The organism is Pseudonocardia sp. (assembly GCF_029263155.1).
Taxonomy (GTDB): Bacteria; Actinomycetota; Actinomycetes; order Mycobacteriales; family Pseudonocardiaceae; genus Pseudonocardia.
In genome coordinates this window covers 1-12,774 of sequence record NZ_JAJCYB010000050.1, presented here as the reverse complement: position 1 = coordinate 12,774, position 12,774 = coordinate 1, and the positions used below count along the sequence as shown (strand labels likewise).

The window sequence follows — 12,774 nt, the reverse complement described above, 5'->3', positions numbered from 1 at the left end:
CCCGACCAGCAGGCCGAGCGGGCCCCGGATCTCGTGGACCGGTCCTTCACCGCGCAGCGACCGAACCAGCTGTGGGTGGTCGACCTGACCTACGTGCCGGTCTGGTCCGGGATGGTGTTCACCGCGTTCGTCTCCGACGTGAAGCCGGGGCGCTTCAACCGGGACGGCCCGGACGGCGACCGCGAACCTGCCATGACCCCCCGGTGACGACACCCCCGGATGAGGAGCGTTGATGCTGTACGAGTTGCGTGAGTACACCGCGGTGCCCGGTCGTCTGCCGCGGCTCATCCAGCGGTTCAACGACGTCACCGTCGAACTGTTCCGCAAGCACGGCATGGATCTGGTGTTCCTGTCGCGCACCGACTTCGGCGAGGACTCGAAGAACGAGATCGTGTACGTCCTGCGGTTCTCCTCCTACGACGAGGTGGAGAGGTGCTGGGCCGCGTTCTTCGCCGACCCGCAGTGGCAGGCCGCTGCGGCGGCGAGCGAGGCCGACGGCCCGCTGGTGGCCTCGGTGCGCCGTCGCCTGCTCACCTCGGCCGAGTTCCCCGGATCACCCTGACCTGGCGCCCTCGGCGGCCGCACTGGAGAGAACGCACAGCCACCGGCGTCGGGACCGGGATCGTCTCCAGTGCACGTTCCCCCCTGCAAGCGCAGCATCGGGGCATGACGATCGAGGCGGCAGGGGGAGCACGGTGAGGGCCATCGTGGTCCGGGCCGCCGGCGCGGATTTCCGCCTGGAGGAGCTGCGCAGGCCGACGCCCGGGCCCGGCGAGGTCCTGCTGCGCATCGCGGCGTGCGGGGTGTGCCACACCGACCTGCACGTGCAGGACGGGTCCCTGGCCTTCCGGTTCCCGGCGACGCTCGGCCACGAGGTCTCCGGCACCGTCGAAGAAGTCGGCGACGGGGTGGGGCACGTCGCCGTCGGTGACGCCGCGGTCGGGGCCTTCATCATGCCGTGCGGGCGGTGCCGGATGTGCACCATGGACCGGGAGGAGATCTGCGAGACGTTCCTCTCCGTGAACCGGAGGTACGGCACGCTCTACGACGGGACGACGCGGCTCTACGACGCCGACGGCGACCCGGTGTGGATGTACTCGATGGGCGGTCTCGCCGAGTACGCCGTCCTGCCGGCGCTCGCGGTGGCGCCGCTCCCTGCCTCCGCGTCGCTGGCCGAGTGCGCGATCCTCGGCTGCGCGTTCCTGACCGCCTACGGCGCGCTGGTCCATGTCGGGGACATCGGCACGGGCGCGACCGTCGTGGTGCTCGGGTCCGGCGGGGTCGGACTGAGCACGATCGCCACCGCCAGGGCCCTCGGTGCGGGAACGATCATCGCGGTCGACATCACCCGGGAACGCCTGGCCGCCGCGGTCGAACTCGGTGCCACCGCGACCGTGGACGCCACGAGCGGCGACCCCGTCGACGCGGTGCGGGAGCTCACCGGTGGCGGTGCCGAGATCGTCGTCGAGGCGGTGGGGCAGCCCCGCACCGTCCGCCAGGCCACGGAGATGACGGCCGCGGGCGGACGGTGCGTCCTGGTCGGCATCGCCCCGTCCGGCGTCACCGCGGAGTTCGAGATCACCCCGCTCGTACGGCGCAAGGTGCAGGTGCTCGGATCCATGGGTGGGCGCCCCCTGCCCGACCTCACCGCCCTCGGCAGGCTCGTGTCGGAGGGCGCCCTCGATCCCGGAGCCCTGATCACCCGTCGGTTCCCCCTCGAGGAGGCAGGCACCGCCTACCGGCTGCTGGGCGAGGGGCGGATCATCGGACGGGCGCTCATCGAGATGGGGGCGTCGAGCTGACCGTGCGCCCGAGGTCGGTGCCGAGGACCTGCAGGCGCACCGACGTCTCGAGCTCCAGCCGGTGCCGGCCACCGCGCCACCCGGGTCCGAAGAGCTCGTCGAGACCGGCGAGCCGCCCGTAGACCGTGTTGACGTGCACGCCGAGCGCGCGGGCCGTGCGCTTGACGCTCCCGTCCTGGTCGAACCAGGCCACGAGCGTCGCCAGGTGCCGGGTCCTGCGGTCCTCGTCGAGGTCGGCGAGTGGCGCGAGCACGGCGTCGAGCACGGCCCTGATCTGACCGGGCTCCGCCCCTGCGGCCAACAGCCCCAGCGGCCCCGGGCTCCCGGCGTCGGCGACCGCGCCGTCGCGGCCCAGGCCACGCAGGAGCCGAAGGGTGCGCATCGCCTGGCGGCCTGCGTCGTGCAGGGCGATCGCCCCGGCCGCCGGGCCGGCCACACCGACGGTCGCACGCGCGCCCAGGCCGAGCCGAGCCGCGATCTCGTGGGCACCGGTGGGCTCGCCCACCGGGACCAGCGCGACCACGACGTCCTCGCCCGGCCGGCTGCTCATGGCGACGTGCTGACGCGTGGTCGGGGCGCCGACCCGCGCGGCGGTCGGGCCGGCCTGCGGCGCGATGGCGTGCACGTCGTAGCGCTGCGCCGGATCCAGTCCGAGCACTACGGCCCGCATGCGGTAGGCGGGCTCGTCGACCCGGCCCGCGACCAGGTCGGCGCAGAGCTCCTCCCGCTGACGGGCCTGGGCGTCGAGCGCCGTGGCCGTGAGCAGCTCGCGCTGGCGGCGCACGACCTCGCGCAGACCCTCGGCACACCCGTCCGCCTCGCGCACCCGGCGCTCGGCCGCCCGCAGCTCGGTGTGATGGCCGATCGCCGCGGCGGCGACCGCGCAGAGCGCCTCCAGGAGGGCCATCTCCTGCGGGCCGAACCGTCGCCGGTCACGCTCCGCCGCCATGGCCGCGCCGATGACATTGCCGCCGACGACCACCGGCGCGGCGGCGATCCCGCGCAGGCCCTCCTGCCGGACGGAGCGGTCCAGGGCGGGGGAGTGGCGGAACGTCGCGTCGCCGGCGTAGTCCTCGGTCGACCGTGCGACGCCGTCGGACGCGACCAGGCCTCCGAGACCGATGCAGTGCGGCAGGCGCAGGGTGCGGAAGAGCGGCGTGACCAGGCCGTGGCTCGACGAGACCACGGCCTCGCGGCCTCCCGCCCTGTTGACGGCGACGTATGCCGTCGAGGTGCCCAGGCTGTAGCGGATCCGGCTACACAGTGCGTCGAGCACCTCGGCCCGGGAGCGCGCTCCGGTGATGGCCCGGATCATCGCGGTGACCTCGCCGAACGGCCACGACCCGGCTCCGGCGGACAGCAGTAGGTCAGGCACGGAAGCGCGCTCCGTCTCCGTCACGAGGAACTGCGCGGCCCCTGGACCGCGTCGAGGACGTGGTCCACGACCAGCCGGTTCACCCGCTCCGCCGCCTCGATGTTCAGCAGGTGCGAGGCGGGCAGGGTCTCGAGCCGCGCCCCGTCGATCGCGGAGCGGAGCAGCTCCGCGTGCGGTCCGGCCGGTGCGACCGGGTCCGCCTCACCGGCCAGGACCAGCGTCGGGACGCGGATGGCGTCGAGCCGGTCGACGTGGTCCCACGTCGCGATCGCCTCGCAGCACCCCAGGTAGCCCGGCTGCGTCGTGTCTCCGACCCATTCGCGGGCCCGTGCGACGGTGACCGGATGCGCGGCCGCCCAGGCGGGGGTGAACCAGCGCTCGACGATCCGCGGCGCGAGCGGACCGAGCCCGTGCTCCTCGACGTCGGCGATCCGCTGCCGCCACGGCGCGGGCTCGAATCGGGCGGAGGTGGCGCAGAGCGCCAGGGCACCGATCCGGTCGGGGTGTTCGGAGGCGATGTGCATGCCGATCATCCCGCCCACCGACAGCCCGCACCACGCGACGTCGCGCAGCCCGAGCGAGTCCAGCGTCGTGAGGAAGTCGTCGGCCAGCTCGGCGATCGTGTACGGGCCGGGCGGCGCCGGTGAACGCCCGTGGCCGCGCTGGTCGATCCGTACGACCCGCAGTCGCCGGCCGAGCGCGGGCACGTTCGGTTCCCACATCTCCAGCGTGCTGCCCAACGATCCGGCGAGCACGAGGACCGGTCCGTCCTCGAGGCCCTCGACGGTGTGGTGCAGCAGTACCCCCATCGACCCAGCTCCTCGACTCGACGTGGACGCGATGATGCTGCGAAAGGCGTCCCGACTACTGTCCGAATTCGCGACACATGGCGATTTCGGCAGTGCGGTGTGTCATCTTCGGACAGTTCGAACCGAATTCTTGAGTGCCGTCCTTCGCGATTGCCTAGATGGGTGGACCCTCGGCTTCGACGGTTCTATAGTCATCGAACAGAGAGCGTCCAGCTGGACCGCGAACCCGATGCCGGCTCCGTCGAGTCCATATTTGCCGAAAGGCGATCGGGGGAACGAATACCTCGGCGCCCGTCAGCACGCCCACCCACTCCAACCGATAGCGCAGGTCGATGATGTCCACCGGGACCCGGTCCGCCACCTGTCAGTTCACCCAACCCCGCGATATCCGCATGGGGGGAGGTGCGCTCGGGCAGATCGGGAGCGTCGTCACCGCGCTGCACGTGCGACGTCCCCTGGTGGTCACGGACCGGTTCATCGTCTCCACCGGGGTCGCCGAGCGGGTGATCGGCCTGCTCGAGAAGGCCGGCCTCCAGCCGCGCCTGTTCGCCGAGACCGTGCCCGACCCGACGACCGCGTCCCTGGACGCGGGGGTCGCCGCGGCGAAGGAGTACGGCAGCGACGCCGTGATCGGGCTCGGCGGCGGGAGTCCTCTGGACACGGCCAAGGCCATCGCACTGCTGGCCGTGCAGGGCGGGCAGATGGCGGACTACAAGGCTCCGAGGCAGAACACCGGGCCCGCGTTGCCGATCATCGCCATCCCCACCACCGCGGGCAGCGGCTCGGAAGCGACCCAGTTCACGATCATCACCGACAGCGCGTCGGACGAGAAGATGCTCTGCCCCGGCCGGTCGTTCCTGCCCGTCGCCGCCATCGTCGACTACGAGCTGACCCTGACCATGCCACCGCGGTTGACCGCGGACACCGGTATCGACGCGCTCACGCACGCCGTGGAGGCCTACGTCAGCAGGAAGTCGAACCCGCTGTCGGACTCGCTGTGCCTGGCCGCCATCGCGACCATCGGGCGGTACCTGCACCGCGCGTACGCCGACGGCGCCGATCGCGAGGCGCGATCGGCGATGACGACCGCTGCCACGCAGGCCGGTATCGCGTTCTCCAACTCGAGCGTGGCCCTGGTCCACGGCATGAGCCGCCCCATCGGGGCGCACTTCCACGTCGCCCACGGCCTGTCCAACGCGATGCTGTTCCCGGCGGTCACGGCCTACTCCGTCGATGCGGCCACACCGCGCTACGCCGACTGCTCGCGGGCGTTCGGTTTCGCCGGTGCCGGCAGCGACGACCGGTCCGCCGCGCGCGCACTCGTGGAGGGCCTGACCCAGCTGGGCGCGGACCTCGCCGTCCCGACCCCGCACTCCTACGGCATCGGTGAAGCCGACTGGACGCGCCTCATCCCGACGATGGCCGAGCAGGCCCTCGCCTCCGGGTCTCCCGGCAACAACCCACTCGTCCCCTCCGCAGACGACATCGCGGAGCTCTACGTCCGGACCTACCGGTGAATGGACCGTCGATGACCACCGCCAGCACCTCCGTCACACCCATCGACCACTGGATCGACGGCTCGTCGGACCCGGGCACGGGGACGACCCGCGGGGACGTCTTCGACCCGGCCACCGGACAGCTCACGGGACAGGTCGCCCATGCGACCGTGAGAGACGTCACCGCTGCGGTCACCGCGGCCGAGCGCGCCTTCCGGTCGTGGGCCGCGACGCCGCCGCACGTGCGGGCGCGCGTGCTGTTCCGCTTCCGGGACCTGCTGGAGACCCACCGCGACCGGCTCGCCGCGATCATCACCGCCGAGCACGGCAAGGTCTTCAGCGACGCCCAGGGCGAGGTCACCCGCGGGCTCGAGGTCGTCGAGTTCGCGTGCGGGATCCCGCAGCTGCTCAAGGGCGAGTTCTCCGAGAACGTCGGCCGGGCCGTCGACGGGGTGACCTTTCGTCAGCCCCTCGGCGTCGTGGCCGGCATCTCCCCGTTCAACTTCCCCGCGATGGTGCCCCTGTGGATGTTCCCGGTCGCCCTGGCCTGCGGGAACACGTTCATCATGAAGCCGTCGGAGAAGGACCCCACCCTCAGCGTCGAGCTGGCCGCGCTGCTCACGGAAGCCGGTCTGCCCGACGGCGTGTTCAACGTGGTGCACGGGGACAAGGTCGCCGTGGACGCCCTGCTGCGAGACCCCCGCGTCGAGGCGATCAGCTTCGTCGGCTCCACACCCGTCGCCGAGTACGTCCACACCGCCGCCGCCGCCAACGGCAAGCGCGTCCAGGCCCTGGGCGGCGCGAAGAACCACATGGTCGTCATGCCGGACGCGGACCTCGACCAGGCCGTCTCCGCGCTGATGGGCGCGGCCTACGGCTCCGCGGGCGAACGCTGCATGGCCATCTCGGTGGCGGTCCCGGTCGGCGAGGAGACCGCGCGGCAGCTCCGGGAGCGCCTGGTCAAGGCCCTCGCCGACCTGAAGGTCGGGCCCGGCACGACGGACGGTGTCGAGATGGGACCCCTGGTCACCAGGGAGCACCGCGACAAGGTCGCCGGCTACCTCGACATCGGTGTGGCCGAGGGCGCCGAGCTCGTCGTCGACGGGCGGCAGGCCGAGATCCCCGGCGCCGGGGAGGGCTACTTCCTCGGGGGCTCGCTGTTCGACCACGTCGGGCCGGGCATGCGGATCTACACGGAGGAGATCTTCGGCCCGGTGCTCGCCGTCGTGCGCGCCGGCTCCTTCGCCGAGGCGCTGACGCTGGTCAACGAGCACGAGTTCGGCAACGGCACCGCGATCTTCACCCGCGACGGCAACACCGCGCGGACGTTCCTGGCCGAGGTCAAGGCCGGAATGGTGGGGGTGAACGTCCCGATTCCCGTGCCCATGGCGTTCCACTCGTTCGGCGGCTGGAAGCGCTCGCTGTTCGGCGACCACCACGTCCACGGGCCGGAGGGGGTCCGCTTCTACACCCGCACCAAGACGGCGACGGTGCGCTGGCCGGGCGACAGTAGCGTCACAACCGAGTTCGCGATGCCCACCCACACCTAGCCTGGGCCGCGCGGCTACCCCGCGGCGTGTCCGGCCCGCTCGGCCAGCAACCGCGGAAGCAGGTCGGGCACGTAGTAGTCGAGGACCGAGCGCTGGAGCTCGTAGAAGAAGTAGCGACCTTCACGGCGGACCTTGAGCAGGCCGACCTGGCCGAGGATCTTGACGTGGTAGGAGATGGTCGACTTGCTGATCGGCAGCTGTTCCTCCAGAGCCGTGCACGGGTACTCCGGGCGGCTGCCGATCAACAGCAGCATCTCCAGGCGGGTGGGGTCGCCGATCGCTTTGGCGAGCGCCACGTAGGAGTCACGCGCAGACGGTTCGAGCACGGGCCGAGCCGCCGATGTGGTCCTCCGGATCATCATGTGGGATTGTCACACACCCGCGTCGAGCGAGCCGGTGTCGCTCACCGCGACGACGGGGCCGGCAGATGGTTCTCGTCGATGCCGAGGACGCGCATCTTCCGGTAGAGCGTCGAGCGGGCCACACCGAGCCGCTCGGCAGCGGCCAACTTGTTGCCGTGGGTCTCGGCGAGGGCCTCCAGAACGACGTCCCGCTCGGCTCGTCGCAGCGAGGCGCGATCCGACCGACGTCCTGCTGACCGGTACTCGGGCGCAAGATGCTCCTGCGCGATGTCCGAACCCACCGAGCGGGTCACCGCCTCCGCAAGCACGGCCTCGAGCTCCCGGACGTTGCCGGGCCAGTCGAGCGAGCTGAGCGCCCGGAGGCTCCCGGGTAGCAGTCTGGGTACCGGACGCCTGGTGCTGTGCGCGGCAAGGAGAAGCGGAGCCAGCTCGGCGACGTCCTCGACCCGGTACCGCAGCGGTGGCACGGTGATCGACACAGGGAAGTGGTCCAGCACGCGCCCGGCCGGGGTCACCCCGCCTCGGGTCCTCGCGGTCGCGATGACACGCCCCGGGGCCGCGGTCTGGATGATGCTCTCGGCCCGCTCGGAGATCCCGGGGTCGAGCCGGTCGAGATGACAGAGCACGATCGGGGTACCGGCAGAGCAGAACGAGTGGAGTCGCCTGACCCAGCCGCTCGGATCCTCCGCGGCCAGTACCGCATCGAGTACGTCGACGGTCTCCTGACCGGTGCGGCGCCGATGCAGGTAGGTCGCCACATGCAGCTTCCCGACCCCCGACTCACCGCAGATGAGCACCGGGCGGTGGCTCCGGAGTGCGGCGTCTATCTCGGAACGGAGCCGGGTGGCGGCCACGCTGCGACCGACCACGCAGTCCTGTTTCACCGCGTGTCGAGCACGCTGCGACGTCCTCCGGGCAATCGGCGCCCGCCCGTCGGTACGGACGTGTGGGCGCATCTCCACCAGTACCCCGGCCATCCCGCCCTTGTCGCCGATACGCACGGCCTTCGCCTGGGCGACAACGTCGTGCGAGAGACGGACCTGACCGGTGCACTCGTCGCTGCTGCCCAGCATCTCGCAGGCCCAGTCCCAGAGCGTGGCCTGATCGGAGAGGTCCAGGATGGCGGACGCCGCCGTGTTCGCCATGATGACGTCCTCGTTGAGGGACACCACAGCGGTACCACCGCGCCGGTTCGCCCGGACGAACCTGTCGAGCAGCATCCGCTCGCGCCTGGTCATCTCGGCGTACATGCGTGACTCGATCTCGCGCACGGCCGCGAGCACCATCGGCTTCAACGCCCCGTGGGCCTCGTCCACCCGGCACGTCACGTCGAGCACTCCCTCGACCTTCCCGGTCATGGGATGCCGCACGGGGGAACCGATGCACGTGAAGTCCTGCAGGATCTCGCGGTAGTGCTCAGCGCCCGACACCTTGAACGGCGTCGCCGCCTCCAGCGCCGTCCCGATGCCGTTCGTGCCGGTGAACTCCTCGGCGAACACGAACCCCGGGGCGATCAGCGCACGGTCGAGAACCTTCATCAGATCTCGGCCACCAGCCCGCCGGTCGATGATCTGCGCCTCTGTGTCGGCGAGGACGATCGAGACCGGGCTGTCCTCGAGCTGGTCGGCCAGACGGTCGATGACCGGACCCGCCGCTCGCAGTAACCGCACCGGACGCTCGAACTCGGGCCGGTAGGGCGCCTCCTCGCCGGTCGGGGCGAGACCAACGAGCTGACAGCGCCGCCACGAGGTCAGGATCTCCGGTCGGAATCCGGTCGCGACCACGTCGAGACATCCCGGAGCTGCGTCGAGGACATGCTCCCGCTGAGCGCGGGCCCTGGCGTTCTCCTCGCTCGTGTGCACAGGCTGCCCCTTCACCGTTGACGAAGGCCGGTGCTTGATAGTTGGTCAATCATCGAACCAGACAGCTGCCCGACCTTACCGTCCGAAAGTGCAACAGTCGCCGGCAACGATGCCGGTCAGGGCCGTATGGCGCCGGTCGGGCGCGCCGCACGCCCGGATGGCCGTGCGGCGCGCTCGCGGTCGATCATCTGGCCTCGAACTCCGGGTAGCCCGCCGCTCTCACCTCGTCCCACTTCCCGAAGTACGACACCAGCCCACCCGAGTAGTTCAGCATCTGTGCGGGCTTGCCCGGCACGTTCGCGCCCCAGTACCAGGACCGGGCCTTGGTGAACAGCGACGCCTCGAAGAGCTCGTTGACGTGCGCCGTCCACTCCTTCTCCGAGTCGGCGCTCGACTCGAAGCGCGTGCGCCCCTGCTTCCGCAGGTCGTCGAGAAAGTCGACGACGATGTCGCCCTGGTACTCCGCCGACGTGGGGCCGTTGCAGAAGCCCGACGGGCTCTGCGGGCCGTAGAGGAAGAGCAGGTTCGGGAAGCCGGCCGTCGACAGGCCCATGAAGGTGTCGACCCGATCGGCCCACTTGTCCGCCAACCGCTCACCGCCCACGCCCTGGATGTCGATGGCCATGATTCCGCCGCGGTTGTTGTCGAACCCGGTGGCCAGCGCGATCACGTCGCACTCGATCAGCCCGTGCTTGGTGACGACGCCCTCGGGCCTCACCTCCAGGACCGGCTCGTCGTTCTGGTCGATCAGCCGCACGTTGTCCTGGTTGAACAGGTCGAAGTAGTCCTGCTCCAGAGCGGGCCGCTTGACGCCGAACGGGTGCGGCGGCGTCTCGGGGGCGAGCAGCTCCGCGGTGGCCGGGTCGTGCACGCGGGCGTGGACCTTCTCGCGCCAGAAGTCGTAGAAGGTGCGGTTGACCGCCTCGTCGCCGAGCAGATCGACGTACATGCCCAGCCAGAGCGGGAAGCCACCTTCCGCCCAGAAGCGCTCGTAGGTGGCGCGGAGCTCCTCGGGGGTCGCCTTCGCACCCTCCTCGTCCATGAAGGTGAAGTCGAACCCCGCGAACGCCGTGTAGCGCGCCGCGAAGCGCTCCGGCAGCCCCTTGCGCACCTCGTCGTTGTCGGCGCGGTCGAGGGTGCGCTGGCACATCGGCAGCGCCAGGTTGGGTGTGCGCTGGAACAGGGTCACGTGCGCGGCCTCCTTGGCCGCCTCCTGGAAGACCTGCACACCGCTGGCTCCCGTGCCGATGACGACGACGCGCTTGCCCGCCATGTCGACGCCGCCCTGCGGCCAGCGCGCCGTGTGGTGGCACTCGCCCGCGAAGGTCTCCATCCCGGGGATGTCGGGGTACAGCGGCTTGGACCCGAAGCCGGTGGCGACGATGACGGTGCGCGCCTTCTGCTGCTTGCCGTCGGAGGAGAAGACCGTCCACTGGCGGCTGTCCTCGTCCCATTGGGCCTGCGCGGCGAACGTGTCGAACTCGATGTCCTTGCTCAGGTCGAGCGTGCGGTCGACGTGCTCGAAGTACTCGCGCACCTCCTGGTGGTCGGGGAAGCGCTCGCGGAAGTCGAAGTCCTTCCACAGGTCCTTGTGCGCGAACTGGTAGATGGCACCGACGGTGTCGGTCCGCGCACCCGGGTAGCAGTTCCACCACCAGACGCCACCGAGCCCGCCGGCCGAGTCCCAGACCTTCACGTCGAAGCCGAGATCGCGAAGCCGGTCGAGCTGGTACAGGCCGGAGAACCCACCGCCGACGACGAGTACGTCGAGGACCCGGTCGGCCTTCTCGTCGCTCGCGGAGGACTGCGTTGCTGTCATGTGCTCACTCCTCGTTCATGGATCACGTCGTTGCCGGTGTCGTCGGCGCGTGAGGAAAGTAGGGAATACGAATCGCACGGTTCTGGTGTGTGCGTGGTGGTTTCCGAGGGCCGACTCCGGGGGCTCGCGGACGGCACCCTCGGGCGAGGAATCAGGCGTAGACGTATCCCTGCGTGAGCCTGATGGGTCGAAGTTCCCTCGTGCCGTCCACGTGCGCGACGGCGGTCTCGTCGTGGCCCGGGAACATCAACGCGTTGTTCTCCTGGGCGATCTTGCCCAGCTTGCCGAGGGAGGTGCGCCACAGATCGACGTCCCAGTAGATCTGCGGATCGGCCACCGGCTCGACGTAGTTGTCCGATGTGTAGAGCGCGTCGGAGGTCAGCAGCACGGTGCCGGTGGTGTCGAGCTCGAGCTGCATCACCATCTGTCCCGGGGTGTGGCCGGGCAGGTGGTGGAGCCGGACCCCGTCCGCGAGCTCCGTTCCCTCGTCGGTGACGAGCGTGGGCTTCTTCACCCCCAGGAAGGCCCAGTCGGCCTTGTTGAAGAAGTTCTCGTTCTCCTGCAGCCCCATGACGTGCGCGTACTCGCGTTCGTGGACGACGATCTCGGCGCCGGCGTCCTCGAAGAAGCGCAGGCCGCCGGCGTGGTCGGTGTGCAGGTGTCCGAACACCACGTAGCGGAAGTCGTCCGGACCCAGACCGAGCGCGGCGAGCCGTCGCTCGATGTTCGCATCGGTGCCGAGCTCGTCGATGCCGACGGCTTCGAGCCACTCGGGCAGCCACTCCTGCGCGGCCTGGGGGGAGACACCCGTCTCCCACAGGATTCGCCCCTGAGGTGTCTCGATGATGTAGGCGATCACCGGGCAGTCGTAGGTGACCCCGACGTTGTGCGGACGGTTCGACAGCAGCGACAGGTCCAGTTTCATGTGGCCGAGATGGACCCCGCGCACGGTGATGCTCATCGGTCGCTCCCGGTGGCGAGGATTGTCGTGATCATGCTGCTCCTTCACGTCCGAACCGGCGAAATGTATCGTCGGATTGTGAGTGGTGGGTGACCCAGACCACTGTCCGAGAACGCGACACCGCCCCCGCAACGCAGTGGTGGAGCGAATTGGGACAGTTGCCCGAAGCGGCGAACATGCCCGGCCGAAATCGTGTCGAGCACCGTGTGAGGAGGAATGGTCAGATGACCGACCGGGCGCCGGACCCGCTGCCGTGGCGAACCCGCCACGTCGTCGTCGACCGGCCGCCCGTCACCCCGGGCCCCGCGCAGGTACGCAGCCACCGACGGGCGGGACGTCCGGCCGGCTCCGCCGCGTGACGACCGCGGCGGAGGGGAACGCCATCGACGAGCGGCAACGCGCCGCGCGGCTGGTCGCGGCGGAGGAGCAGGCGGAAGCGTTGTTCGCCGAGGTGGAACGGCGGGGGCTGGTCGCACCAGGCGAGCGCGAGACCGTGGTCAGCGACCGCGTCCGGGACCTGGGCGCGGCGATGTTCGGCACCGATCGCCACTGGCACAAGCGAGTCGTCCGGGCCGGCCCGAACACGCTGCTGCCCTACCAGGGGGTCGGCAAAGTCGCGGTGAGTAGGCGCTGAGCTGCGGCGACACGCGGTCGAAGGTGCGGGTGCGGGCACGGCCCCAGTGGTGATCTTGCGGTTCTCACGCCGTACAAGACCATCGCTCTGGAGTCCCGTGCCCG

The 12,774-nt window shown here is 70.5% G+C and carries 11 protein-coding genes and 1 pseudogene; 6 read left to right on the top strand and 6 right to left on the bottom strand.

The window, feature by feature from the left end; all coding sequences use genetic code 11:
• The 3 genes and pseudogenes from Q1K26_RS10185 to Q1K26_RS10175 form a co-directional block, all read left to right on the top strand.
• A pseudogene (locus Q1K26_RS10185) lies at positions 1 to 141 on the top strand (IS3 family transposase); the annotation flags it as partial.
• A gap of 91 nt (positions 142 to 232) precedes the next feature.
• The gene (locus Q1K26_RS10180; protein WP_300009538.1) at positions 233 to 562 is read left to right on the top strand and encodes an NIPSNAP family protein; all 330 of its coding nucleotides are present in this window, start codon (positions 233 to 235) and stop codon (positions 560 to 562) included.
• A gap of 133 nt (positions 563 to 695) precedes the next feature.
• A complete protein-coding gene (locus Q1K26_RS10175) occupies positions 696 to 1,802 on the top strand; it encodes a zinc-binding dehydrogenase (RefSeq protein ID WP_300009536.1) in 1,107 nt (368 codons plus the stop codon).
• On the opposite strand, the gene Q1K26_RS10170 is transcribed toward Q1K26_RS10175, so the two are convergent.
• Both Q1K26_RS10170 and pcaD read right to left on the bottom strand, forming a co-directional pair.
• Positions 1,777 to 3,177, bottom strand: a complete 1,401-nt coding sequence (locus Q1K26_RS10170) for a helix-turn-helix domain-containing protein (protein WP_300009533.1) — start codon at positions 3,175 to 3,177, stop codon at positions 1,777 to 1,779. The genes Q1K26_RS10175 and Q1K26_RS10170 overlap by 26 nt on opposite strands.
• Before the next feature lie 20 nt (positions 3,178 to 3,197).
• Entirely contained in the window at positions 3,198 to 3,986 is a 789-nt protein-coding gene (gene pcaD, locus Q1K26_RS10165) for a 3-oxoadipate enol-lactonase (protein WP_300009528.1), read from the bottom strand.
• Between the two features lie 332 nt (positions 3,987 to 4,318).
• Here pcaD and Q1K26_RS10160 point away from each other — a divergent pair, with 332 nt between their 5' ends.
• Both Q1K26_RS10160 and Q1K26_RS10155 read left to right on the top strand, forming a co-directional pair.
• On the top strand, positions 4,319 to 5,503 hold the full coding sequence (locus Q1K26_RS10160; RefSeq protein ID WP_363320457.1) for an iron-containing alcohol dehydrogenase: 1,185 nt from the start codon (positions 4,319 to 4,321) through the stop codon (positions 5,501 to 5,503).
• Positions 5,504 to 5,514: 11 nt separating this feature from the next.
• Complete coding sequence (locus Q1K26_RS10155) at positions 5,515 to 7,032, top strand: CoA-acylating methylmalonate-semialdehyde dehydrogenase (protein WP_300009525.1); 1,518 nt, start codon at positions 5,515 to 5,517, stop codon at positions 7,030 to 7,032.
• A gap of 14 nt (positions 7,033 to 7,046) precedes the next feature.
• Here Q1K26_RS10155 and Q1K26_RS10150 read toward each other — a convergent pair whose 3' ends face one another.
• The 4 genes from Q1K26_RS10150 to Q1K26_RS10135 form a co-directional block, all read right to left on the bottom strand.
• Positions 7,047 to 7,358: a metalloregulator ArsR/SmtB family transcription factor gene (locus Q1K26_RS10150; RefSeq protein WP_300009522.1), complete on the bottom strand. Its 312-nt coding sequence runs from the start codon at positions 7,356 to 7,358 to the stop codon at positions 7,047 to 7,049.
• Between the two features lie 77 nt (positions 7,359 to 7,435).
• Positions 7,436 to 9,178 carry a helix-turn-helix domain-containing protein gene (locus Q1K26_RS10145; protein WP_300009519.1) on the bottom strand — a complete coding sequence of 581 codons (1,743 nt, stop codon included), beginning with the start codon at positions 9,176 to 9,178 and terminating at the stop codon, positions 7,436 to 7,438.
• A gap of 262 nt (positions 9,179 to 9,440) precedes the next feature.
• A complete protein-coding gene (locus Q1K26_RS10140) occupies positions 9,441 to 11,075 on the bottom strand; it encodes an NAD(P)/FAD-dependent oxidoreductase (protein WP_300009516.1) in 1,635 nt (544 codons plus the stop codon).
• 151 nt (positions 11,076 to 11,226) lie between these two features.
• Positions 11,227 to 12,036: an N-acyl homoserine lactonase family protein gene (locus Q1K26_RS10135; RefSeq protein ID WP_300009513.1), complete on the bottom strand. Its 810-nt coding sequence runs from the start codon at positions 12,034 to 12,036 to the stop codon at positions 11,227 to 11,229.
• 355 nt (positions 12,037 to 12,391) lie between these two features.
• Between Q1K26_RS10135 and Q1K26_RS10130 the strand changes: the two genes are divergently transcribed.
• On the top strand, positions 12,392 to 12,670 hold the full coding sequence (locus Q1K26_RS10130; protein WP_300009510.1) for a hypothetical protein: 279 nt from the start codon (positions 12,392 to 12,394) through the stop codon (positions 12,668 to 12,670).
• The last annotated feature ends 104 nt before the right edge of the window (positions 12,671 to 12,774 follow it).